Source organism: uncultured Dysosmobacter sp. (assembly GCF_947631635.1).
In the GTDB taxonomy this organism is placed as follows: Bacteria; Bacillota; Clostridia; order Oscillospirales; family Oscillospiraceae; genus Oscillibacter.
Genome location: NZ_CANRMB010000002.1, coordinates 169098 through 192737, shown reverse-complemented (window position 1 = coordinate 192737; position 23640 = coordinate 169098). Strand labels below are relative to the sequence as shown.

The 23640-nt window shown below is 44.2% G+C and carries 19 protein-coding genes and 1 pseudogene; 4 read left to right on the top strand and 16 right to left on the bottom strand.

What is annotated here, in order from left to right; genetic code table 11:
- The first annotated feature begins 46 nt into the window (after positions 1–46).
- Positions 47–1156, top strand: coding sequence for a DUF6076 domain-containing protein (locus Q0Z71_RS02570; protein ID WP_298017788.1), 1110 nt, complete (start codon positions 47–49; stop codon positions 1154–1156).
- A 17-nt stretch (positions 1157–1173) separates the two neighbouring features.
- Positions 1174–2145 (top strand): sigma factor, encoded by a 972-nt coding sequence (locus Q0Z71_RS02565; protein ID WP_298017786.1) that lies wholly within the window; start codon positions 1174–1176, stop codon positions 2143–2145.
- A 190-nt stretch (positions 2146–2335) separates the two neighbouring features.
- On the opposite strand, the gene Q0Z71_RS02560 is transcribed toward Q0Z71_RS02565, so the two are convergent.
- From Q0Z71_RS02560 to Q0Z71_RS02535, 6 genes are all read right to left on the bottom strand, one after another.
- Positions 2336–2887, bottom strand: coding sequence for a hypothetical protein (locus Q0Z71_RS02560; protein ID WP_298017783.1), 552 nt, complete (start codon positions 2885–2887; stop codon positions 2336–2338).
- Positions 2888–2890: 3 nt separating this feature from the next.
- Positions 2891–3916, bottom strand: coding sequence for a retron St85 family RNA-directed DNA polymerase (locus Q0Z71_RS02555; RefSeq protein ID WP_298017780.1), 1026 nt, complete (start codon positions 3914–3916; stop codon positions 2891–2893).
- Positions 3917–4154: 238 nt separating this feature from the next.
- On the bottom strand, positions 4155–4478 hold the full coding sequence (locus Q0Z71_RS02550) for a hypothetical protein (protein ID WP_298017777.1): 324 nt from the start codon (positions 4476–4478) through the stop codon (positions 4155–4157).
- Positions 4471–5382, bottom strand: coding sequence for a hypothetical protein (locus Q0Z71_RS02545; protein ID WP_298017775.1), 912 nt, complete (start codon positions 5380–5382; stop codon positions 4471–4473). Before Q0Z71_RS02545 ends, Q0Z71_RS02550 begins: the two co-directional genes overlap by 8 nt.
- A gap of 343 nt (positions 5383–5725) precedes the next feature.
- Entirely contained in the window at positions 5726–6205 is a 480-nt protein-coding gene (locus tag Q0Z71_RS02540) for a DUF6550 family protein (protein ID WP_298017773.1), read from the bottom strand.
- The gene (locus Q0Z71_RS02535) at positions 6202–6525 is read right to left on the bottom strand and encodes a DUF6809 family protein (RefSeq protein ID WP_298017771.1); all 324 of its coding nucleotides are present in this window, start codon (positions 6523–6525) and stop codon (positions 6202–6204) included. The genes Q0Z71_RS02540 and Q0Z71_RS02535 overlap by 4 nt, the downstream gene beginning before the upstream one ends.
- Before the next feature lie 172 nt (positions 6526–6697).
- Between Q0Z71_RS02535 and Q0Z71_RS02530 the strand changes: the two genes are divergently transcribed.
- Complete coding sequence (locus tag Q0Z71_RS02530) at positions 6698–8494, top strand: AAA family ATPase (RefSeq protein WP_298017768.1); 1797 nt, start codon at positions 6698–6700, stop codon at positions 8492–8494.
- A gap of 152 nt (positions 8495–8646) precedes the next feature.
- Positions 8647–9846, top strand: a pseudogene (locus Q0Z71_RS02525) (IS256 family transposase); the annotation flags it as partial.
- A gap of 213 nt (positions 9847–10059) precedes the next feature.
- On the opposite strand, the gene Q0Z71_RS02520 reads toward Q0Z71_RS02525, so the two are convergent.
- From Q0Z71_RS02520 to Q0Z71_RS02475, 10 genes are all read right to left on the bottom strand, one after another.
- Positions 10060–11322: a DNA sulfur modification protein DndB gene (locus Q0Z71_RS02520; RefSeq protein WP_298017766.1), complete on the bottom strand. Its 1263-nt coding sequence runs from the start codon at positions 11320–11322 to the stop codon at positions 10060–10062.
- Positions 11323–11338: 16 nt separating this feature from the next.
- Positions 11339–11854, bottom strand: a complete 516-nt coding sequence (locus tag Q0Z71_RS02515; protein ID WP_298017764.1) for a hypothetical protein — start codon at positions 11852–11854, stop codon at positions 11339–11341.
- A 65-nt stretch (positions 11855–11919) separates the two neighbouring features.
- On the bottom strand, positions 11920–13017 hold the full coding sequence (locus tag Q0Z71_RS02510) for a sigma-70 family RNA polymerase sigma factor (protein ID WP_298017761.1): 1098 nt from the start codon (positions 13015–13017) through the stop codon (positions 11920–11922).
- Positions 13018–13049: 32 nt separating this feature from the next.
- Complete coding sequence (locus tag Q0Z71_RS02505) at positions 13050–13577, bottom strand: hypothetical protein (RefSeq protein ID WP_298017759.1); 528 nt, start codon at positions 13575–13577, stop codon at positions 13050–13052.
- An 11-nt stretch (positions 13578–13588) separates the two neighbouring features.
- Positions 13589–15571: an AAA family ATPase gene (locus Q0Z71_RS02500; RefSeq protein WP_298017756.1), complete on the bottom strand. Its 1983-nt coding sequence runs from the start codon at positions 15569–15571 to the stop codon at positions 13589–13591.
- The gene (locus tag Q0Z71_RS02495; protein WP_204210509.1) at positions 15553–15723 is read right to left on the bottom strand and encodes a hypothetical protein; all 171 of its coding nucleotides are present in this window, start codon (positions 15721–15723) and stop codon (positions 15553–15555) included. The genes Q0Z71_RS02500 and Q0Z71_RS02495 overlap by 19 nt, the downstream gene beginning before the upstream one ends.
- Entirely contained in the window at positions 15704–17935 is a 2232-nt protein-coding gene (locus Q0Z71_RS02490; RefSeq protein ID WP_298017752.1) for a DEAD/DEAH box helicase family protein, read from the bottom strand. Before Q0Z71_RS02490 ends, Q0Z71_RS02495 begins: the two co-directional genes overlap by 20 nt.
- A 12-nt stretch (positions 17936–17947) precedes the next feature.
- On the bottom strand, positions 17948–19093 hold the full coding sequence (locus tag Q0Z71_RS02485) for an aminotransferase class V-fold PLP-dependent enzyme (RefSeq protein WP_298017750.1): 1146 nt from the start codon (positions 19091–19093) through the stop codon (positions 17948–17950).
- Positions 19094–19104: 11 nt separating this feature from the next.
- The gene (locus Q0Z71_RS02480; protein WP_298017748.1) at positions 19105–22719 is read right to left on the bottom strand and encodes a restriction endonuclease subunit S; all 3615 of its coding nucleotides are present in this window, start codon (positions 22717–22719) and stop codon (positions 19105–19107) included.
- Positions 22720–22737: 18 nt separating this feature from the next.
- Positions 22738–23628 carry a DUF4007 family protein gene (locus Q0Z71_RS02475; RefSeq protein WP_298017745.1) on the bottom strand — a complete coding sequence of 297 codons (891 nt, stop codon included), beginning with the start codon at positions 23626–23628 and terminating at the stop codon, positions 22738–22740.
- Positions 23629–23640 lie beyond the last annotated feature (12 nt).

Sequence of the window (23640 nt, the reverse complement as noted above, 5' to 3'; positions counted from 1 at the left end):
GTCGCAAGACAGCTCTGGAATAGATATAGGACAGGAGGGCAGAAAAATGCCGATAGGGAATCAGCAGAACAATAATTTTCTGAGGCTCACCCTTGATGTCTGGCAGGACAAGGTGTTCCACAACGAGAAGGAATATCCCGCAGGCTATTTCGCGGCCGCCATCCTCAATACGCCAATGGACGAGATTGGGGAAATGCTCCGCGCCGGAGATGTTATCCTGGGCAGGCTTCTTGAGGTTTCCATAGCCGATAAGAAAAAGCTGGGTGCCATGCTGCCGTTACTGAAAGAGCAGGTGCAGACATTGGCGGAGCTGCTGTTGAAGTATCCGCCCTTCTGCTTTCATGATAAGGAACAGGAGCGACATCTGATAGAGGTAATGTTCTCGCCGGAGACTCTGAACGATCTTGCCAGGCAGGGGTCTGCGACCAGAAACTTTTTCCTGCGCTACCTGAAATCTATCGTCCGGATCCCTCCGGCGATCTATCACTTTTATGCGGCCGGCAGATTCTTTGAGCTGGACTATCTGCGGCGGCTGAAGAAGCATGACGAGACCTTTTTTGCCATCGCCGCCCATGACTGTTTCACCAGCGAACTGTTTTGGGAGGAGATGCATTCCCTTCAGGCACAGGAGATGGAACCGTTCACCATCACGCCCGAGTTGAACTCCTCCTATGTGTTTGCCCGTCATCCGAAGGATGAAAAGAAAATGGTCTTCGTCAACCGTTACTTCTTTGAGCATTTCATCAGCTTCTATATCTTTGATCTGATGAACGGACTCCACCACGGCCACGCTCCCAGCCAGTGCCGGGGCTGCGGGAAATACTTCCTGACCACCAATGGTCACATGCCGAAATACTGTGACGGCATCGCGCCACAGGATCCTCGATTGACCTGCCGGCAGTACGGTGCCAAGATGCGGCAGAAGGAGCAGAACAAGCAGCATCCAGTCTACCGTCTGCACACCACACGCACCGGTACCATCCGCAAGCATTACGAGAGAGGAAAGATCCCCTATGAGCTGCGGCAAGAGGCAATCTATGTAGCTGATATGTATAGAGAACGAGCGCTGATGGATAAGGACTATGCCGCGAGTGGTTATGAACGGGATATGGAGTTGGAGCATATCTACGCGGAAGCTCAGAAACGATTGAAGTGAGAAAGGGGGGCTGTCCCATGGCTATAAACATGTATACCGTTGCCGGGGACTGCCCCAGCAACGAAGAGCTCGCCCTGCGGATACAGGCCGGAGACCGTCAGGCTGCGGAACTGCTCATCTCGCAGAACGAGGGATATATCACCGACTTGGCACTGGACTATGCGGATCACTGTGAGCTGGAGGATCTGAAACAGGAGGGCGCAATGGCCCTCCTGGAAGCGGCGAAAAGGTTTGATTCCGCGTATAGGACGAAGCTGCTGACTTATGCGACCCCAGCTATGGAATCAGCAATGGCGAACTACGGCGCTCAGGCTTCTCTTTCTCTGTCGATTCCATCCAGCCGGTACGATCAGCTCCGCAAGGTGGCTCACATCTGCATCGAAGCAGAGGACGAATCCGAGGATACGCTCATCAATGCAGTGTGCGAGAAGCTGGATGTGTCATCGAAGGTAGCGACGGAGCTGCTGCGGGAATACCGGACACTGTTCCAGACCAGGCAGTTGGGCGACGATGTGTTTTCCATCAGCCATGGCGGAGATCCCGCCAGAGCCTATGACCGCTATATGCGCAGGACACTTCTACTCCGGCTGATGGAGGAGGTTCTCAAACCCAGAGATTTGAATCTGGTGCGTTATTATCTGGGTATCGGTCAGCCGGACGGAGAAGGGGTGACTTTTCAAGAGCTGGCGATACGGCTCAACTACAACGGCCCCAGTGGTGCGGAGAAAGCATACAAGAGTGCGCTGCGAAAATTGAAAAAGAGCCTCTATTCCGGCGCCTACGGACAGTGGCTTTCCATTCAGAAAGCCATCCGCGAGGCGAGAGCGGAAGCGGAGGCCGACTCCGGTGGCTACATACCGCCGCAGACCACATGGGTTGATGAGAAAAAGCTGTCAGAACGGTTCATCTGTGAGGTGTCCTCGCTGATCCGTGCCCATGAGATATTCTGTGAGGCACTGGATGCTGAAAAAGATGAAAGAAGGAACTGAGACAATCATGCTCAGCTCCTTCTTCTTTGTTTATCGCGGCACACCTCCTGAGCTGCCGTGGAAATAAAAAAGACCGCCCTGGCTTTTGGGTGTCAGCCAGGACGGTCATCCATATTGATATATTTGGTTATTTGACGGCTATGGCAGAGGGTAGCGATAATTATCTTGTACTGAAGCGAATTTAGGAATTTCACAGACCTTCTTGCAATTGCGGTATTAATTCATGAATTATAAATTTCTGTGCATTGGCATCATATAAATTCGTAACATAATAATTCCCCGCAGAGTTTACCTTGTGTACAGAGCAAATCCCTAAGGATTTTCCGAGTTCTGTTGAGATCTTATATTCTCGACCATCTTCAGGAATGACCTTTTGCAGGTAATGCAGTTGTGTGAGCTTTTCTGTGAGCTGTTTGGCGTATAACTTGCGCATATCTGGATGGGATACCGTGCTATTAATAATAAACACGAATTTGCTTATTGGCTGAGGTTCATCAGATATTGGAATCGTGTCCATTTCTTCTGTTGTAAGCGAGAATGGAGTTTTATAGGGTCCCTTAGCTATGTCACAAATCAGGTCGGCCAATATATCCGAGGTGTCCGTAAAAGCTCTTTTCAAAATAACTGAATTGAGAACACTATCATTTGGAAACTCCAGACCACTGGTGGGGTCTCTACCCTCAGACAACTGTTTCATAATATTAAATAATACAGCAATCTTATCAGAATTGTATTTTCCCATATGTTAGTACTCCCATTCTATATCGTCCAACTCAGCGAGTAGCTTTTTCCCCAGTTCTGGCTCGACCATATGGATAAAATAAGCCTTTCCATACAAATGCTCACGGTAAAAAGCATAGTTTTCACCGGTTTTCTCTTGGTGGTCATATACACCATATTTTTTGCAGTAGTAAATTTCCTGCCGAAATTTTCGTTTGTACTCTTTGGGTATCTTCAAGGTTCCATCATTTATGATCAATCCAGTTACTTCCTGCCTCTGGTGTTTTAGTGCAGAACGAGTCTTTTTTGCATTTACAGAAAAGCCTTCTTCTTGAATGATTTTTTTTGCGACGGGTAATAGGGATAAGATTCCCTTTTTCCCAGAAAAGGTTATATCATCCGCATATCTTGTATATACAGCCCCATACTTTTTTGCTAACCCACCCAAACGCTTATCCATTTTCAAACAGAGGATATTTGTGATATATGGACTGGCGGGGGAACCCTGCGGTAAAAAACCATTGTGGGTACACAGCTTTGCTAAAATATATGAGAGCTCTTTTGTGTATCCGTAATATTTGAAAATGTAAAACACCTGTTCATAGGAGATGCTGGGGAAAAAATCTTTGATATCAAGATTTATCACACAGTCTGCACCAATATGGGCTACCGCATTAGTAACAATCGACCGGTCTGGAACAAATCCATTTGCATATTCGGAAACATGGACTTTTGACAATATATTGTCCAGTATCCATCGCTGGATATATTTTAAATCAACGGACGGCACAGAGAGCTTTCGCATCCCACCGGATTTTTTAGGAATCTCCATCTCATGATAGCCGAAATCATCAATAGAATAAAACAACTCTCCAAATTCAAACGGGTCTATCCCCAGCAACAACGCCAGGTGCCTAACATCAAATATGACTGGCAGTTCTTCACTTAACAAGGTTGAAGCATAGGAAAGACATACTGAGATATAGCGCTCGCTTTTTCCTGTGTCACGGAGCGCCATTTGTAATTTACTCAGATATCTTTCCTTATCCATAAGCCTTGCTCCTTTATTGATAAAGCCAAATGCACCCACTACCCATCCTGTTTCTGAAAAGCAGGGCGACAGGACACATCCTGTCGCCCTAATAAATTACTTCATTCCAAGTAATTTATCAGGACAACAATTCTGGGCGAATTGTTGTCCTGATAAAGAAAGCAACTTTGCTTCTTTGAGAGGCGACTCGCCACCCGCATTCTAATGGGTGCATTTGGCTATTATCCGTACTAAGGTTCTAATATTTAAAATTTAGAGGGACATAGATTTGGTCGATAGGAATAGCTGTATCGGGATCTATTTTACGGTACCGAAATCGGGGGTTTTCAGAAAAACTAATATTATCTGCTTTTTGGTTGAGTATCTTAAGACGCCCTTTTGCTGATAAAGACAATAAGTGCGATTCATCATATACAAGCATTTCTTCCCGGATCAAACAGTCGATTGTATCATCAATCCTCGAAATTGGTATTCCAAGCGATTCAGCTAACCTCATAAAAGAGTACTCGTTTTTGTGGTTTTTAAAATATGCTAAAATAATACCACTTAAGAAATCATCCATACAAGGACTCCCCTATCGATGCATTATAGTTTTGAATATTCCGCTGCTTCTTTTCCCCCCTCATAGATGAGGGTGACGGGCGCTTAACAGTCCCAGAATCGTCTCTTGACCGTGGAAAAAGTGAAAAATACTTTTCTGTATCATAGCAAAATATGCCTATTGTATTATTGGGTGTATCACCATAAAACGAAACGAGAGACTCAGTTTTAAATACTCCAAGGCGCCGATCCTTTGGAATTCCAACTGATTGAGAAAAGGATTTAATCAACTTTCGAGCCTCATCAGGGGTATCCGTGATTGTTACATCGTCGAAAGCCTTTGCTGCATGGTTGATATATAAAATATTTAATGTGATGTTGTATTCAGCTGCAGCGGTATGAAGGGTCGTAATCGCTTCATCCATAGCATATGTAACAAGATAATAAACGGTTTTTCCTCTCAGATATTCGCTATTTACTTCCAAAAAATATTTTAAAGAGCCACCGGAACCGCAAAAATCATCGATTACAACCACATTTTCAAATTCTTCTGTGTTCATTTTTTTAAGATCAATAGCTACTTTATATTTAGTAACGCCATGTATATTTTTGTAATCATATAGGTAGTCAATGGAACTGTTTTCAATCCCTTTTCGGGAAGGAATATGAGTATAGACGGCCGTGTCACCGTTAAATGTTTCGCAAGAATCCAACTTCCTTCCAAGTTCGTACAGAGAGCGATTCACACTTTTCTGTGAATAGTACTCGAATTTTTCCAATAGGCGCAAAACAATATCGTAGATATTGTCGGGTATCTGCAAAATCCATTCATCAAAGTGTTCTGAAAAATAAACAGTACGACTATCTTCAGCATCCCACCGTTTTATACAGGCAGATACTATCTCCTTGTTGTCAGCTTTCGGCATGGTACAGCAACTTCCTATCATATTGTGGATTACAATTTTTAAATGACAGTAAATAGATTATACCGCATTTCGACAATGATTTCAATGTAATAATCAAACAGATTGCCTATAAGGGTTTCGACATAAACTTTATTCTTTGCACCTGCAAGCACATCGTCAGCTATGAGTTGGGAAGTTCCGAGTACGGAGATGAAGCGATAGTGATGAGTAAAAGATTACTTTTTAGGAATAGTCGTCGTGAACTTGCGAAATCCACAGCGACTTAGATCTGCTGGGTAGATTTGAACTCATATAGCCTTAAAATTTGAATGGATATTCTGATCGTACGGGATGGATTTGAACTCTAACCCATGATGCCTATCTTATTGCCGTTTTCGTATATACTTTCGTCATGAATGACCTCGCCGGGACCCTGGCATTCCAGCCAGCCGAAGCCGGGGACATAGACCATATCGCCTGGCTTCGGGTCAGTGACCGTTTGCGATGAGGCGGGCATCGGGGCAAGTGTCGGAGCGGATACTGGCGCCGGAGTCGGCTGCACTTCGGTGGTCGCAGGTATTTCCTCTGGTACAGGCCCTGGTTCATGGATGACTTCACGAATAGGGTCAGCCTGTGGTTGTGGGATCTCAATTCTTTCTTCCTCTGGCAGTGGCGTGGTTTCTGCGTCTGCTGCGATGTCCTCAACAGCCGGCTCCGGGGCGCTCGCGGCAGTTACTTGGAGCGGGGCATGCGTTGTTTCCCTGGTTGCTTCGGTTTGTGGCCACACAGCGGCACACAGGGTCAGACAGGCGATGAATACAGTCCCTATGATGAGCTTTTTCATATTTCGTTTTCCTCCTCGCATATAAAATGAGCGACCAATTCCTTGCCTGCTCGACAAGAGACTGGGCGCTCATTTTCGTAGTGATTCAATTCTGTGAAGAGCTTCCACGCCAGCCGGAATCCAGAGATAAAGCTGTCGATGGAAGTATCTGCGATGATGTGGTCCTTGGCGTCAATAATCCGAAGAACCAGCCGACGCTCCGGTTTCTCCAGCGCTTTGATAAGCGCCTGGTGGCACTCTTCCACCTCCTGGTGCTCAGTTGAAAGCGCCGGTGGAGTGTAGAAGCAGTCGTACAAATCATTCAGCAGTTTGTTTTGCATATCCTCGCCTCCTTGCAGCACAAACATATACCACAAGTCCGAGGGAAAAGCTACTAAAACTTTTTTCTACACATATATCATTGGCACAGTAAGCTTGTTATCCTGGTTATACCCTTGACTCGCATGAATAACGGGGGTATAATTGGGTATAACAAATGGCGGAGGTGTTATTTTGGAGCAGTTTGAAATCATAGAGCGTATCCATGAACTGGAACGCGAAATTGCATTGTTACCTCCTGGCAGTATTGCCGCAAAAAAAGTCAAAGGAAAAGAATATTACTACCACCGGATCACGCAAAATCAGAAGCGTACCGAAACCTATGTGGATTTTGATCAGGTAGATGAGCTGCGTGTCCAGATCGAGAAAAGAAAAGAATTAGAGACAGAGTTGAAAAAGCTCAAAAGACTTGCCCCCTCATCGGAACCTGCGAAAGAGGGAAGGGACACGCATCAATTTTCCACATATGTGCGGATCGGTTCTCAGCTGAAAAACTTGGCGGCTCCTGTGAAAAAATACAAGCGACGTGAGTGCTACTCTGTCCTGCATGATTTCGTGTTTGGCGAGCAGCAGGATAAAGTTTTCATCCTCTACGGTCTGCGGCGGACGGGCAAAACCACACTGATCCGTCAGGCGATATTGGATATGACGCCCGAGCAGCTGAATACTGCGGCGTTTATTCAAATCAAGGCAAAGGACACTCTGTCGGGAATCAATACGGACCTGAAGTATCTGGAAGATCAGGGTTACAAGTATGTGTTCATCGATGAAGTCACTCTCATGGAGGACTTTATCGAAGGCGCCGCGCTGTTTTCCGATATCTATGCCAGCAGCGGCATGAAAATCGTGCTGTCTGGCACGGATTCGCTTGGCTTTATCTTTACCGAACATGAGCAGCTTTACGACCGCTGTATTTTGCTGCACACCACTATCATCCCATACCGGGAATTTGAAACCGTTCTGGGTATTGAGGGCATCGATGAATACATTCGATACGGTGGTACCATGAGCATGGGCGGCGTCAATTACAATGAAAAGTCTTCTTTTGCGACCAGCAAGAGCACCGGCGACTATATCGACAGCGCCATTGCAAGAAACATCCAACACTCACTCAAGTATTACCAGGAGGGCGGTCATTTTCGTCATCTATACGAACTGTACGAAAAGGGTGAGCTGACAAGTGCCATCAACCGTGTTGTTGAGGATATCAACCACCGCTTCACCCAAGAGGTCCTCACAAGGACTTTTGTGTCTCACGATTTGTCCGTTTCCGCCCGCAACCTTCTCCACGACCGTGAAGACCCTGTGGATATCACCCAAAACATCGATGAAGTTGCCGTGACCGAGCTTGTCAAAACGATGCTGGATATCCTCGACAAGGAAGAGCAAACGGTCGAGGTGGATGATACACACGCATATCAAATCAAGGAATATCTGACCCTTCTTGACTTGATCATGGAATTGGATCTGCTGCATTTCCCGGACGTCAACAATAGGGAGAAGATCACCGTGATCAGTCAACCGGGCCTGCGCTATGCGCAAGCAGACGCACTGATCAGCAGCCTATTGCTTGACGAAAAATTCAATGCCCTTTCGGCCATGCAGCGCAATCGCATCCTTGAACGCATTTTAAGCGAGATCAAAGGCAGAATGATGGAAGATATCGTTCTGCTGGAAACGAAGCTTGCCAACCCCAAAAAGCAGGTCTTCAAGCTGCAATTTGCGGTCGGAGAATTTGATATGGTCGTGCACGACCCCACTACACTTACTTGCGAAATTTATGAGATCAAGCACAGCAAGGAAGTTGTGGCCAATCAGTACAGGCATCTTATCAATGCCGAAAAGTGTGCCGAGACCGAACACCGCTTTGGAGAGATTACCGGCCGGTATGTCATCTATCGCGGCGAAAACACCGAGATCGACGGCGTTCAGTATTTGAATGTTGAGCAGTATCTGAAATCCCTGGTCTAATAAGGCACGGCAAATTCCGTTGAAAAGTAAAACTTTTTCTACACATCAAGATAAGGTACAATAAGTTGCGCAAATTGAAAAAGGGATAAAGAGAGACATGGTTTGCAGATCTCTGGTAGAATGAAGTTGCGACACACCATTCTGAAAGGAGACAGCAAACCATGTCCGAAAAAATTGTACAGCTAAACGAGGAAGTAATCAAGGGGCAGATTAAAGAATTAGTCCGGGGCAGCGTGGAGGAAACTCTGAACGAGCTGCTGGAAACTGAGGCGGAGAAATTGACCCAAGCTGCACGTTATGAGCGCAGCGAGGCCCGTCAGGGCTACCGCAGCGGCCACTATGACCGGAACCTCACTACCACCTCCGGTGACGTCACGCTGCACGTACCGCGCCTCAAGGGGGTATCCTTTGAGACCGCCATTATTGAGCGCTACCGCCGCCGGGAAAGCAGTGTGGAAGAAGCACTCATCGAGATGTATCTGGCCGGCGTGTCCGTCCGCCGTGTAGAGGACATTACAGAGGCTCTTTGGGGCAGCAAGGTATCTCCTGCCACGATCAGCGAATTGAACAAGAAAGCCTACGTTCACATCGAAGATTGGCGGAACCGCCCCTTGCAAGGCGGCAAGTATCCGTATGTCTATGTGGATGGCATCTACCTGCGGCGGAATTGGGGCGGAGAGTACGAAAATGTTGCGATCCTGGTTGCAATTGCAGTCAATGAGGACGGATACCGTGAGGTTTTGGGTGCTGCCGAGGGTATGAAAGAGGACAGGGCCAGTTGGGTCAGTTTCTTTCAGTGGCTCCGTGGTCGTGGGTTGGACGGTGTAAAGCTGGTTGTTGGAGATAAGTGTTTGGGTATGTTGGAGGCTGTGGGAGAAGTGTTTCCGGACGCCAAATACCAGCGCTGTACTGTTCATTTTTACCGCAACGTATTCTCTGTTGTTCCCCATTCCAGGGTGAAACTGGTGGCCAAGATGCTCAAGGCGATCCACGCCCAGGAGAGCAAGAGAGCCTCCCGCGAAAAGGCCAAGGCCGTGATTGCCGAGCTGAAGGCAATGAAGTTGAAGGAGGCTGCCAAGAAGGTAGAGGACAGTGTTGAGGAGACGCTGACTTACTGTGATTTCCCTTCCGAGCACTGGACACGAATTCGAACCAACAATGTGATTGAGCGGCTCAACCGCGAGATCCGCCGCCGCACACGTGTAGTGGGAACCTTCCCGGATGGCAATTCCGCCCTCATGCTGGTATGTGCACGGCTGCGCCACGTGGCTGGTACCCAGTGGGGCAACAAGAAGTACATGAACATGAAGCACTTAGAGGCTGTCTGCCAGGAAGCCTCTGTTGCCGGCTGACCTTGTTCAGCCAGAGTCTGCAAATGAATTTGCGCATAACTCTTGACAGTACCCACATCAAACGGTTTGATTAAACTATTATGTGGGTTCGAATTAGTTTTAAATCAAAAAGGGCGGCCGGAACACATCGTTTCAGCCGCCCTTTTAGGTTATAACCATTAGTGGAGTAGTCCGTTAGAATTGAAAATCTCCGAAATCTATTCCCTCAAAAAATCATTTATCTACTGCTTCGTCGAGAAGAATCTCGACATCTTCCATATCATTAATCTGCCGAATTGATTTTATATCCAACTTCATTGTCGAAATATCTTTTTCAGTTAAAGTGCTTCTATCCCAGTAATACAGGAAAATCCGTTCTGTTAGCTTCTGATTATTAACAATCATTGTGCCTTTATCATTGTTCCACAATATATTGCGCCAAAGCACATTATCAATAGATAGGAGCTCTTTTGGAAAACAATCGAAGATTTCCTTAAAGCTCTTTTGCTGCTGAATAGAAACTTTAACTGCAGCCTTGACAAAAGGCAGCAAGGCAACTGGACGGAATAGTAGATTGCCTCCTGATCTATTACGATATGGCTGGGTATTAGGGGATTCAGTCACATAATTATATACATCACTGAAGCTGTCAATCAAAGCATCCCAAAAAGAAACACATAGTTCTTCAAATTCGCCAATCATTTTATCATCAGGACGCCTGCGGACAAATTCTTTGACCTTGGCTTTCCCTCGGGCCTTTGTCCCTTCAGGATTTAAAACCTCCATATCTTTAAGCAATATCCATAATACTTCCAGATTGCACTCGTAGAATGTAATGATTGTAGTAAATGCTTTATCATTGCTTTCAGGGATAGCCTTCGTCTTTGAATCCAAAAGGCGTTCTTTACCGAACAATGGATGAGTATCGATCAACTCTCTTGAAGCTATTGCCACAATGTCGTCTTCGTCGAGTGCAATAATATCACGCATCGATACCGGTTTAGCATATCGGTTAAGCGTACTGAAAAGCCTTCTTGAACGCTGCATGCCTGCATCATCTGTCTTGTGTCCAATAAAAATGACCGGGATTTGCTCATTATCATATTTTGGGGATTCCCTGACAACTTTCTTGATTCCCTCGACTCTATGCTGCCCATCTACAGGGAAAATCTTTTCATTGCCACTTAATTCAAGAACGCCTAAATTATAAAACTCTGATCCGTCATCATATTCAAGACGCACTTCATGCCATGTAGGAACACCATCGTAAACCGCAAGAACGAGCGCATTGAAAAAGCGCTCCTCTTGAGTTTCTATATAATGCGCTATATTTTTGTAATTATTGGTTATGGTTCTTTGCAGCATCTGTTTTAGCAAATCAGATTTGTGGAGCTCATTATCCACTCTTTTTACATATTCGGAAACATCTTTAAAGCGCATGGTTGCGATATAATAAACCCAATTGCCTATATAGGCTCGTATGGCTGGTATTTTCATTGCTACCTCCCCAATATTAGAACGCGGCGCTCATCGCCTGGTTATATACCTCAGGATATTGATCATTGAATGGCGGCAATACTGTTTTGATTAGTTCTTTTTCAAGTTCATCAATACAATCATTATCTTTTCCTGGTAATGCCAAATACCGCACATAAAGGTATGGGCTCCATAGACGCTTCATATTTGCGATTTTAAGCCGTCCTTCTTCAGTGGCATATTCACGTACACGTTTCCTAAGGTTTTGATAGGTGGTTTTTCTTGCCCTACCTATGTATGCTAAATATAGGTGTGCATCTGGGATGATGTTAGGTTTTATCAGAAACGCATATATGCCACCGCAATTATTCGGGACGCTTGAAATTGCCGGGTTTACTTGACCGGTATCATCAAGAAAATACTTGAATTCTGTCCAAGGTTGTTCCACCAATGTTTTTAGGGGAGCTGGAAAGCTTTCCCACTCCCCAGAGGGATTTAGAACAAATGATACTTGATGCAACTTTACTGCATCGCACATATCTAATCTTTCCATAATCACTTCTCTTCCTTCGTTTTCTGGAAATGATTTCAAAAGTTGTAATCCACCAAAACAACTTGTTACCAAAAATCCTTCAATTTCTTAGACCTGCTTGGGTGACCCAATTTGCGAAATGCTTTTGCTTCGATTTGGCGTATGCGCTCTCGGGTAACCCCATATATTGCTCCCACTTCTTCCAAAGTAAGCGGGTGTCCGTCATCGAAACCCGTACGAAGTCGTACAACATCAGCTTCTTTAGTTTTCAGTGAAGTGAGCGCATCAGAAAGGGCTGTTCTTGCCATCGAAGCAGTCACACATTCAAATAGTGTGTCGTCTGCTTGGAGTAACTCTTCTGGTATTCCGGGCAACCTTCCATCATTGATTTCATCAAGATAGATATGTCGCTCAGCCTGCTGAATTGCCGCACTAAGATATTCTTCGGCTTGCGCTGCAGTAATATCCATCTGTTCCGAGATCTCTGATATCAATCTGTCGCATATGCGATTCGGCTCGCAATTTTCGCACGAGTGGGAAAGATATCGTTCATAGATAGGGAGCATTTTTTCTTTGTAGTGAGCTGGGAAATAATACTCCAGCCAAACGGGATTGCACTCCCTGTTAATATTTTGCTGAATCCACAACGACGCATAGGATTGAAACGCAGAAAAACCATCTGGATCAAATCGATCTACTGCAAAAATCAGCCCTATGAACCCAGCAGAAACAGCATCGACAATATTGTACTGATGTGTTTTAGCCATTGAAAGCGCAATCTTCAGTACAACACGCAAATGTATAAGAATCAACCGCTCTCGGGCGTAAGCATTTCCTTCTGCAATCTGCGCTGTAAGCGCAGAGATCTCTCCATATTGTGGGGGAGGTAATTTCTTAATCAGTTCAACGATATATTCCAACTCATCTGATAATGAAACAACTTCTTTAAAAACTGCATCGTAATCTATTCGGCTATAGTCTTCGAAGCGGTCAAGGTCTTTTTCTAAAGGGGCAGTTTCATAGATAATAATTCCGCGTAACTGTAGTGCTTCGCTGAGCTGATCAACATCAGATACTGATAATGAATAGGTGTCCGATATGTCCATAATGTCGTCGAATGTCAGGAACCCTTTTTTCGCAGCTTCATCAAAAAGTAGTTGCTGGCATTCTGCGACTTTAGACACACCGGACACCTTCTTTCTACACAAATCACATCTTATTCGGCGTTAGCGCGGCACAGATCCAGGATGTCTTTGCTGGTAATGCCGTCATTGAATCTTTCGTTGAATTCCTCAATAAAATCATACATACGGTTTATGTACTCAACAGGTTCAGTTGGGCCTTCAACGAGCTTTTCGTATAAAACTTCAACACCACCAAGCACATAAGCATCAAAAAGTTGTAGATCTGCCTCATCTGCACCAAAACGACGAAAGGCTTTGTCTAACCGTGCTTCCTCATTTGGTTCATACTGGGTATCCAAAATAAGTATAAGGCGGAAGATATACTTTAGCTGCTCAGAATTGTTAATAAGCTGCTCGGGGAAAATATTCTGATCTGCTATGCCTCCGTCTGTGTTTTTGATGCCCTTCCGTTTAAAGAGGAATCCAACCAACGGGGCATTCATGTAGACATCCAAATTGCGGTCAAAAAGCTTAGCCTTTGAGGTACCATCAAACACTGAGGTTAATGCACTTACTTTTTCGGCATGGCTTCCTGAAAAACGATACTGTTTATCAAACATGATTACACCTCCTATACCAAACGAGTATGGAACTCGTCAACTTTTTCAAAATAATGACGAGTCTTTACTTTTGTGCCAAGGTGCTCTTCGGCCAGTTCACCGTCCGTATCCTTAATGAAAATAATGACCTGTTCTGCCGTTTCTGGAATAGCGGAACAAATTGCTTTGATTCTGCGCTTATCAAAAGCGGACAGCGGAGCATCCATAACAAGCGGGTAAGGTTCGGAATATGCCTCATCGTCACTCTCAACTTGGTTCTCACGAGCCATCTTGATTATAGCAGAGATAAATGCAAAGATGACAGAAATGCTCTGGGCGGTAGAGGTCTCAACACCGCCTTCAAAATCGGTTACATAGACAGAGATATTGTAGTGCTCATCTATGGTGAGAGATAATCCTCCAGCATAAATTGATTTAAAGATTTCATTAATTGATGTCTCGAGCTGGCTTCTGATCTGGGCTTCTTTCTGCTTATACTCAGCATTCATTTCATCATAAATTCTCTGGGTATAAGCCTTGTACAGCTCAACCATTTGATTATTTTTGTCAAGGAGCGAGAGTTCAGAACGACTGTTCTCCTTTTGCTTCTTTTCCTCTTCACGGGCACCTTGCTTGCATAACAATTGCTTTTGCTCCGCTTTGCGGGCGGAAATCGTTTTTGCACATGCCTGGATTTGAGCGTTCAGCTTTTTTACTTGCTCTCGGACATCATCACCATCGAGCCTTTCTGTAATAACAGCCAATTGTTCTTCCAGATCAGCGATAGATTCTTCCTGCTGGCTGATCAAGCTTACTTGATCTGCGATGTCTTGGTACAAAGATACCTCTTTGCCATATTTCATCTGAGAGTCTTTTATAAATTGGCCGACGGTAACACCAATGGACTGGGGCGGTAAATAGTCCATCAATTCCCTGACCTTTGCATACGGAATTGTACCCGGGTCAAGATGAGTCCCACAAATACATGTACCACGCTTTAGCAGGAATTCAATGGTTTTGGAGTGCATTTCAGGGATATCTTTTCCACTAAAATCACTATGGGATAACACTTCCAACGCTCTTTGGACAAGAGAAAGCGAGAAGAACGATGTCATTCCGTCGTTAAACTTCCTGCAGCTATCTTTTATAAACTGAGCCTTATATTGATTAAGTTTTTGTAGCTGACCATTCAAACGGTCGCGTTCGTTTTGCAGCTTTTCGCCGTCTGCATACTGCTTAATGTCCTGCTCGAACTTAGCTTTTGCTGAAGTGGCAGCATCGATTTCATCATCAATCTCTACCAATCTCTTTGTTATTCTTTCGAGCTCACCCTGTAATTCATCAATGCGCTTGGAAAGCTGCTGGATTTGTCCGCTACTATCTCCCGCATAGTCTTCAGTAAACTTACCCATAACTGAAGTAGTTCTTGTAGGTGCCAAATGTCCCAGTGCGGCCAAAATCGCCTTCAAACCAGTCAAGCCTACCACGGCATTGGAAAACTCGCTGCTCTTTCTTCCGCTGGCAACTTCTTTGCTCATTTTCTCAATGCGCTCGCCATCAAAGAAGAAGTAGTTTGATAGTTCTTTGGGAAGGATCTTCTTGATTTCAGATTCACACTCGAGCTGCTTTAAATAGCGAGTATTACCATCAGCGGATTTTACAGCGATGTTCAACACCGTATTGGCACCGGTAACTTTGTTGCTATAGGATTTCTTATACTCCTGCGTCCGAATGATTTCATAAGCTGCACTTCCGTGAGTGAGTCTGAGCACAACCTTAACCGTTATTTTTTGATCAGGCGTCATCTGCTCAGCAAGGACTCTGTTGAGCATAACCTTGTCCGTGAAATCTGTCTCACCATACAAGCACCAGAAAAACGCCTGCGCAAAAGTGGTTTTACCGGTTCCGTTCTCGCCAATGATGAGAGTAACATTTCTCTCTGGATCAGTGGAGAAGTCTATCTTTTCATTGATAAACTGGCGAAAGTTCTGTAATTCTATTGATTGGAGCAGCATTGAACTTCCTCCTCTATCCATTTCTTTATATCCCGGATCATCTGCGCATCAGTTTTATTTTTTGTTCGCAAATTCGTGTTTTCGGCAATGACAATCTTTCGTTTCAAACGATCAATTGCCTTTTGGTCAAGGTCAAATTTCGATGTCTCCATATGGATCCTCCTTTTCATCATCGTTCAAATCGTAGGGTAATCTATAACAGTCGCAGATTTCCCAGATTAACTGAGAGGCTTCCATAGAGTTCATAGATAACCGACCGAACTCTAACACTCTCGCCAACTCGTTTTTTACAAGAGACAAATCTCTTTTCATTTGTTCTTCCGTTAAGCCAGGTACTTCGTCCAGCGGCCGGGGTAAAGTTACAAAGTCATAAATCTCTGCAAACTCCTTACCTGTTTCAGGGGATTTTCTCAAAACACGACCACGCCGCTGGATATACTCTTTAGGATTCGTTGTACTTGCCAAAATGAACGCCGTTCTAATGCCGGGGATATTCACGCCCTCGTCCAAGCATTTTATCGCCACGATTGCCTGTAGATCATCGCCGTCTTTGAAATGTTGCTTTATGGCGTTGCGCTCATCAATGTTTTCCTCAGCCGTAAATTTAGATACTTTCATATCAAATTCATTGCCGAGGATTCGGGTTACTGCTTCGATTTGTTTCATGTCCCCTTCGTCAACATCTGACTTATCAGCAGTGGGAGGCAGCACATTTGTGGCACCGCAGTATACCAGCAAAAAGTGATCATCCTTGTAGGGGCCTATCACTTCTTTCAGCCTAACCAGTTTTAGCGCAGCTGCGGCAACAATCCTCGACCGTTTGATTGCAAGTATCTCCCCATAACTATCCAGCTTTATCTTGTCGCCTCGGCCCTTGATTATATGCTTGGACATTTCATAGGACAGTTGCTCATAGGTTTCAAGTTCCTCATCATTTAGGTAGACAAGAACAGGATAGTATTTGTATGGAGTAAGTTTTTCTTCTGCGATAGCTCTCTCCAAGGTGTATTCGATACACTTTTTCCCGAAGAAGCTATACAGAGCGGCAGTACCTTCTTCGTCACGATGTCGCTCCAAGGTGGCTGATAGTGCAAGCCGATATGTAAAGCGGGCATCCAAAAGCTTTGCATAACTCTTAGCACCGAAATTATGGGCCTCATCTACGACCAAAAGAACAGGACTTTTTATTTTCCCAATTTGCTCCTGGACAAAACTATTTGTGAATGTAGCGTTGGTACAAACAAAACAGAAGAAACTCTTTTCTCTTCTGAGTTTTTGGTCGCGGACAGCCTTTGACAGGCGCTTTTTCCAATCTTTTTGCGAGGAACTACTGTAGCCAATTATTGGTTGAATATTAAACTTTACAATATCATCAACCCACTGCTCAACCAGATGTTGATAAGGGCAAACAATAATCACGGCGAGCTCATCGTTCAAATCTTCAGATATTTTCGAGATAGCGCCTAATCCTGTAAAGGTCTTTCCTGTGCCGGTTGCCATGTCGAAAATACCTCGATAGTTTTCGCCCACCCACACAGAGATGGCCTCTTTTTGATAATCATGCAACGATATGTTTTGCGGTATTCTGGCGCCAATCACACCGGGGACTGCAGGCGATGTTGTTCCACCCCTTGCGCTTTCTTTACGGGGTGGAAATTGCTCATAATCAATGCGGAAATTCGGAGCTTTCTTCCTATATTTTTCAATTAGTGCTTGAGAAATTTCAGGGAACTCCAAAACGCGAATGCTGGGCTCACAATCGCTCCAAATGGAATGAAATGCATTTTCTTTTAGTTTAACGCGTTCTGCCTCGTCCACGTTATACCAACTACGAAACACATCAATTGTTTCGTAGTTAAGCGACATGGCGGTGGATGATTCATTCATGGAGCCAGAGAATGCGACCTTGTTTCCGTCTGCATCCTCAATAATACCCATCTTCTCATGGTACATCCCGATTCCTTTTGAATCTTCGGTATAGGCAATTCTTATATCTAAAACGCCATTTGCGATTAGATTTGCCAGAAGATTGAGCCGTTCCATCGAATAGTAATCGGTATGCTCGTCCGACAGCTGCCCTAACAATGCAGCCTTAATTATCTCATCTCGATCAGCATATCCTTTTTGAATTGCCTCGATATCATCGTCTGAGAGATACGGAGATGCCACGATCTGAATTTTTCCTCCCTGGCTGGCCAACTCAGCAATTCCTTTAGAAATTTCAATCAGGGAGGATGATGAGAAGAATCCTACAGCACGCTTATACGACACGGCCTCTTTGAGCAAAGGAATATAGAACTTCTGCACCACATTATCGATCAGAGAGCGATATTCGGTTTTTATGGTGTGCTCTTGAAAACTCATATGTCCCTCTCCTCATAAGTTTTCTTCGATGTAATCGAGGGCTTCTCTTAGCTGCTCAAAATCATCTTCTGAAGTAAAGTATCCCACACTAAACCGAACCGTTCCAGCTGGATGTGTTCCCGCGAATTGATGAGCAAATGGTGCACACTGTAATCCTGTTCTAACAGCAATACCACACCGATCAAAGATTTCCCCCGCGCTATCGCTACTAATTCCCTCGATTAAGCATGAAACAATCCCAACATAGTTACAGTCCGGATAGTTGCCAACTACTCTAATAAACCAATACTCTTGCAGAAGTGAAAGCAATTTCCTTCGGTGTTCCTGTTCTTTCTGCCAAAATGCTTCAACACCCTGGGCTAACTTCCATTTAAGAGCAGCGTTTAAACCAGCTATGCCGGAAATGTTCATTGTCCCCATTTCGTATCGCTCAGGCAGATTTGTAGGCATATTCTGGTTGGCTGACTCAAACCCTGTTCCACCAAAAATCACAGGAGGCAAATCAATCAATGGGTTCATAACGAATCCAGAAATTCCTGTAGGTCCATATAAGGTCTTATGGCCGGCAAAAACAGCAAAATCGAATACATTAAGGCCAAGATCACAATCAACGAGCCCTGCAGTTTGTGCCATGTCAATCAAAGTAACTGCATCAAACTTCTTGGCCAAAGCACAAATCTCAGCTACAGGTGCAATTAATCCAAATACATTACTTGCATGACTGATAATGACGAAATCCGGGCGATTTGCCTCAAATTGATATCTTATCCGATCAAGGTCGTATTTCATATCTTTTGAAACGGATAACTGGTGAACAAAAATAGATCCTGATGCTTCAAAATGATGTAGCGTCCGGGTCACTGCGTTATGCTCAAATGGGCTAATATAAACGGTCTTTACTCCTTTTTGAATCATTCCTTGAATGATAATATTCAGAGAAATTGTAGCAGAGGGAGTAAAGATAACTTGCTTTGTCGGGCAGTGCAATAGTTCTTGTACTAACGCCCGGGTTTCGCCAATCAGGGCGTTAGCACTCTGCGCAAGGTTATAGCGGCCCCTTCCTGCGTTAGCACCATTCAGCCTATAGAACTGGTCCATACTGGTGTAGACCGTTTCCGGTTTGGGATATGTTGTTGCTGCATTGTCGAAGTAGGCCACGAAACTCCCTCCTAACACAATTCTTTTAGAATATCCATTATAATTTGTCTCTTTTCCTGTTCGGAAATAGACTGCCCCATGGAAGACAGCGCATCTGAAACTTGATTGTATAAGAGCTGTCCTCGCTTGCTATAGTCAATGCGAGAGAATCTCTTTGTTACCGAAACACCTTGCGTGTCAACAAAGGTAACTTGATAGGCGCTTGCTGGTGTCTCCTCTGCCGATGATTCAACACTGTGATATTCTTCAGCAGAGGCTTTGCATTTTTGAAGGTTAGTAACAAAACGATCATATGTGCTGTTGTCCCAGTCTTCAAGACGAAGATCCGTAACAGTTTTGGCGAGTCGCGCAATTAGAGTTTCCTCATCGTTTGTCGCTGTTTTAAATAATCCCAGGCACTTTTCTGTGCCATCAGCAAACAACTGCTCGAACACTCTTTCATCAAGACTTTCGCACCAATCTTTAATGACTGACGTTAGTGAGACAGACTTGAGATTAGATGTGTTTGGCGAAATGCTAAAGAGCTCTTTTACTGTTTGAATAAGGTCTTTCTTCAATTGCGCTATGCAGTTGTCGTAGTATTTTTTCGCAGCTGCAATATTTTCGGCCAAGCCAACGCTAAACTGACCCGTGTATTCAAACGCGGATGGAAGCTTTTCAAACAGCAATTCATGCCCGCCAGCACTTTGCTTTAGCAAACGGATCATCGCGGAGTGGCGTTTATCAACTTTCTGGCCTTTTACAGTCCATTTTAGTTCTTTGGTGTACTTTGGTAGTGCCATATACCAGCGTTTCATAGCAGAAACCACATAGTCATATGAGTTAGCCATTCTTTCGGCTTCGATGACATAATCAGAAAAAATTTCTGCCAGCTGCTGAATGAATTCTGCTTTTTCTGGATTCCAGTCCAGGTAAGCTAAAGAGAAACTATTAGGGTTAGCGTTTATCTGGAGCAATACATCGGCGGTTAATGGAACTTGTCCAAATCTGTCTTCCAGAATCAGTTCCTGCTTAAACTCATGAAACACCGCTGCTAAATAGATGGGGATAAGCCCCTTTCGGAGACCTATGTTGTTCTCCGGGGATATCAGACGACGATAGAGCTCGGCAAAGGAAAGCCTGCCCTGGGTTTTTGTGTCCTGAATGAAACCTATAATCGTGGCCAGCATGTTTTTAATCAATTCATCTTCAGGATACAGATTAATTCTGGTCAACGAGTTTTCTGTTACAAGGATCCCAGTGCGGAGAAGCGTGCTTCTCATAATGGAAACTTCCTGGCCAGATCCTGCTAATCCCAAATTATATTCCAGCTCATTTCTTAGTAAGCCGGCAATAATTCTGTTCCTGCTGTTATTCGCAATAGATGTGATCTCATTACGGTTGATTGCCTCGTTATTAATAACTGGTGTGCGAGAATATACCCTATCACAAATGTCCGACACCAGTCCGGTAAGAGCAGCTTTTCGTGTAATTATTCGTTCTTCACCCATATAGATATAAGCGGATTTATAACTTTCTGGGCGGGTATAGGTGCTTATGTAGTCAGAAATGACTTCCCGAAGATCCTCGTATACTACTTCATACTCATCGAACAATACTTTGTCCCCAGCTGCTTGCTCTCTCAATAACGCAAGGGCATTAAACTCTTGAATAAGATCAGCAATCTTCGTGTATTTTTTTGGAAGAATGAAAATGCAACGATGATGACCAGCACTGGATTGCATGATCGCATCGTACAGTCGGCTGATGGACTCGTCGCTTTCTGGAATGATTCCATACACTACGCCATCAGCGTCATATGCCTCACTCTTGATTGACCAATCAGTATCAAGCTGAACCTCGTTCTCCTCAATGAACTCGAAAGAGAAATAACGGGTCATCTCTTTTTGATCATTATATCTTGAGGGATAGATGTAGTTGTCAAAGTTCGATGCATTCAGCGTAGCCTTTGTGGAAACCTTGCCAGAGAGGGCGGCAACAGTGTCACGAATCTTTTGCCCAATATCGACGCCCGAGGTTTGCTTTAGGCGCAAGTAGTCATTGCTGCGCTTCAAGTAGACTACATATTCTTTTTCAATTAGAGTGGTAATTGCTGTTTCAATTTCGTCGACGGAATAGTTGACAGAGAAAATACCAACGATCTCATCTTTTGAAGGCTTGAGCTTTTCAAATTGTTCCAGAATATAGATAAGTGCCAGTGTCTTTACAATTCTACTTTCCAACGAATCTGGCTGCAATTTGGGCAATATAGCCGCAGTCAACAAGTAGGTTTGATGGATCTCTCCGGAATAAACCTCTTTTCTGAACAGAGGCTCAAAATAATCGTAAATATTGTCAGGCGTGATTACATCGAAGCTTTGATCATCATAATGTGCAAGGAACTCCGGCAATGTAGAAGTTCCATCTGCAGACAGGAAAGTAAAAAGTGTTCTTTCATTCTGAGCAACGCGCTCAGAGAGCCTGGGAAGCATAAAAGTTGAAATGGGATGGAGGGGATAGCAATTATAAATGACATGTTCTAAATCTTTTTTTGCGTCGTCTGCAAAAATTGCATGGTTAATGTAGCGATGCTTTACGCTATCGAATTCATCCTTATGCTGCTGGCTAAATGCTGTCCACATGGAAGCATCTTTCTGAATAACAGACGCAATGATTTCATAGGTCTGAGCAAAGTTGTTATTAAGATGAATGTGCTTAAAACGCTCGGATACCCCTCTCCAGCCGTCAACCTTTTGCTTCGGGAGCGTGTCAATGTAGTTAGCAATTTCTTTGTGCGAAATAAGCATTAGATGCATCTGATATTCGCCACTACGATTACACTTTTCTGCGAAGTCCTGAAGCATTTTTGTGTCACTCACAGATGCTTCAGAAATGTTTGCTTCTAAGAATTTGCTAAACTCATCATAGACAACATAAATGCCTGTATATCCTCTTGAACGCAATCCTCGGACAGCACTCTCGTATAGATCAACAACATTGAAACCCAGGAAGGGGCTGAACACACTACCGGCAGTTAATGTGGGATATATACGCTCAAACTTCTCATAAGCCGTAATGCTGTAATCTTCAAGATCCTCAACAAATTTTCCAATGGGTTCATCAATTGCCTTTTGCAGTTGCATATAAGTATCCGGGAATTCAGTTTTCCATCTCTGAATTACTGCAACTGCGGCTTTGTAGTTTGTCTCCGGCATGATATCCATCAGGTCGTTTTCAGCCAGTGTCCTTTGAAGTGCCAGGAGAAACGCTTGCGGAAGACTGGTATTGCTGCCATTAATAATCACTGGGAGAATCTTCTGGTCACTCTCATAATAATTTTGTACGCATTGACGAAGATGCTCGTTCTCGACAAGCTTAGGCAAGAGCTTCTCAAATAAAGACAGATCTCTCTTCATGAGCATGGAAAGGTTCATCAAAATGATGTGAGACTTTCCTTTTCCGTAGGCACCAATTAAGACCCGAGCTCTTTCTGTAGACGTGACTCGGGTACTCAGAAGAATGTCCTCCAGGAGATTGAGCGCAGACTGGGTCGGTATGAAGTTTTTCAGTTTATCATCGTTGTTCAGGTCATAACCAATATTGACTGAATATTGAAAACCGGAAGCAACAGAAATCATATTACTCATTTCTGATTTCTCCTAAAATTACTCTTCAATACTTTCATAATACTTGTCCACGCACTCTTGGAAGGTTCTCTGATTGTTTAGGTGGACAATATCCAGGCCAGCGGTTCGAATTATTTTTATTTCACCTATTTTTTCTACACGATGAAGAATATCAAGCATTGTGATAGCATCGAGATTAAAAATGCGACCAATGTTGCAAGGTGCTGTTAGCAGCTCGTTTAGTGCGATTTCTCCTCGGCCTTCTACCTGATCAAAAATTACAGCGAGGATCACCCAAGGATTAAAGCTCTTTGCTGCAGGGATCGACTTTTTATAGGTATGCTTTTCCTTGCTCAAAATATCGATGAAACCCAACTCTCCAAAAGGACAATCAATATTATTTTCGGGAGATACTTTACCGGGATTGGATTTATATCTCGGCAAATAGGTGTTTACAATGCATGCGAAATCATCATTGAGAGAACGAATGGCAACAGAGATGTTTTCCTCGCTCATTAACACGTAATTTTGTAAAGCTGAAACAAAGTCCTCTCTTGTGAATTCGGTCATCTTGAACTCATTAAAGAAATAATACCACGCTGTTGCGTCCTCTCTATTTGAGGCCAACTTGTAATGCAAAAGATGTAGGGTCCCGAGCTCTTCGATGAAGCGGTCGTGTTCATAAATCCGGATTCCCAGATCAGTAAAAGCTTGAACTCGCCTTCCGGTTGCTGGCTCCTGGGTTATGCCAACAGCTTGCAACCAATAACGCAGAGCCTTTACCATATTTGTACCGATACCGAGCACATCAGTTGGATTTTCGTCCCGATCAACAAAGACGTCTGGCTTGTTGTGGACATGCTTCATGCCCTTGCTCAGCCAACCCTTTCTTATAAAAAATGTATCATGGGCACGAAATTTCATAGCCATCGGTACATACCT

Coding starts and splice junctions, on each gene's coding strand:
- Q0Z71_RS02570 (WP_298017788.1), top strand. CDS start 47: ATGCCGATAGGGAATCAGCAGAACAATAATTTTCTGAGGCTCACCCTT.
- Q0Z71_RS02565 (WP_298017786.1), top strand. CDS start 1,174: ATGGCTATAAACATGTATACCGTTGCCGGGGACTGCCCCAGCAACGAA.
- Q0Z71_RS02560 (WP_298017783.1), bottom strand. CDS start 2,887: ATGGGAAAATACAATTCTGATAAGATTGCTGTATTATTTAATATTATG.
- Q0Z71_RS02555 (WP_298017780.1), bottom strand. CDS start 3,916: ATGGATAAGGAAAGATATCTGAGTAAATTACAAATGGCGCTCCGTGAC.
- Q0Z71_RS02550 (WP_298017777.1), bottom strand. CDS start 4,478: ATGGATGATTTCTTAAGTGGTATTATTTTAGCATATTTTAAAAACCAC.
- Q0Z71_RS02545 (WP_298017775.1), bottom strand. CDS start 5,382: ATGCCGAAAGCTGACAACAAGGAGATAGTATCTGCCTGTATAAAACGG.
- Q0Z71_RS02540 (WP_298017773.1), bottom strand. CDS start 6,205: ATGAAAAAGCTCATCATAGGGACTGTATTCATCGCCTGTCTGACCCTG.
- Q0Z71_RS02535 (WP_298017771.1), bottom strand. CDS start 6,525: ATGCAAAACAAACTGCTGAATGATTTGTACGACTGCTTCTACACTCCA.
- Q0Z71_RS02520 (WP_298017766.1), bottom strand. CDS start 11,322: ATGAAAATACCAGCCATACGAGCCTATATAGGCAATTGGGTTTATTAT.
- Q0Z71_RS02515 (WP_298017764.1), bottom strand. CDS start 11,854: ATGGAAAGATTAGATATGTGCGATGCAGTAAAGTTGCATCAAGTATCA.
- Q0Z71_RS02505 (WP_298017759.1), bottom strand. CDS start 13,577: ATGTTTGATAAACAGTATCGTTTTTCAGGAAGCCATGCCGAAAAAGTA.
- Q0Z71_RS02500 (WP_298017756.1), bottom strand. CDS start 15,571: ATGCTGCTCCAATCAATAGAATTACAGAACTTTCGCCAGTTTATCAAT.
- Q0Z71_RS02495 (WP_204210509.1), bottom strand. CDS start 15,723: ATGGAGACATCGAAATTTGACCTTGACCAAAAGGCAATTGATCGTTTG.
- Q0Z71_RS02490 (WP_298017752.1), bottom strand. CDS start 17,935: ATGAGTTTTCAAGAGCACACCATAAAAACCGAATATCGCTCTCTGATC.
- Q0Z71_RS02480 (WP_298017748.1), bottom strand. CDS start 22,719: ATGAGTAATATGATTTCTGTTGCTTCCGGTTTTCAATATTCAGTCAAT.
- Q0Z71_RS02475 (WP_298017745.1), bottom strand. CDS start 23,628: ATGGCTATGAAATTTCGTGCCCATGATACATTTTTTATAAGAAAGGGT.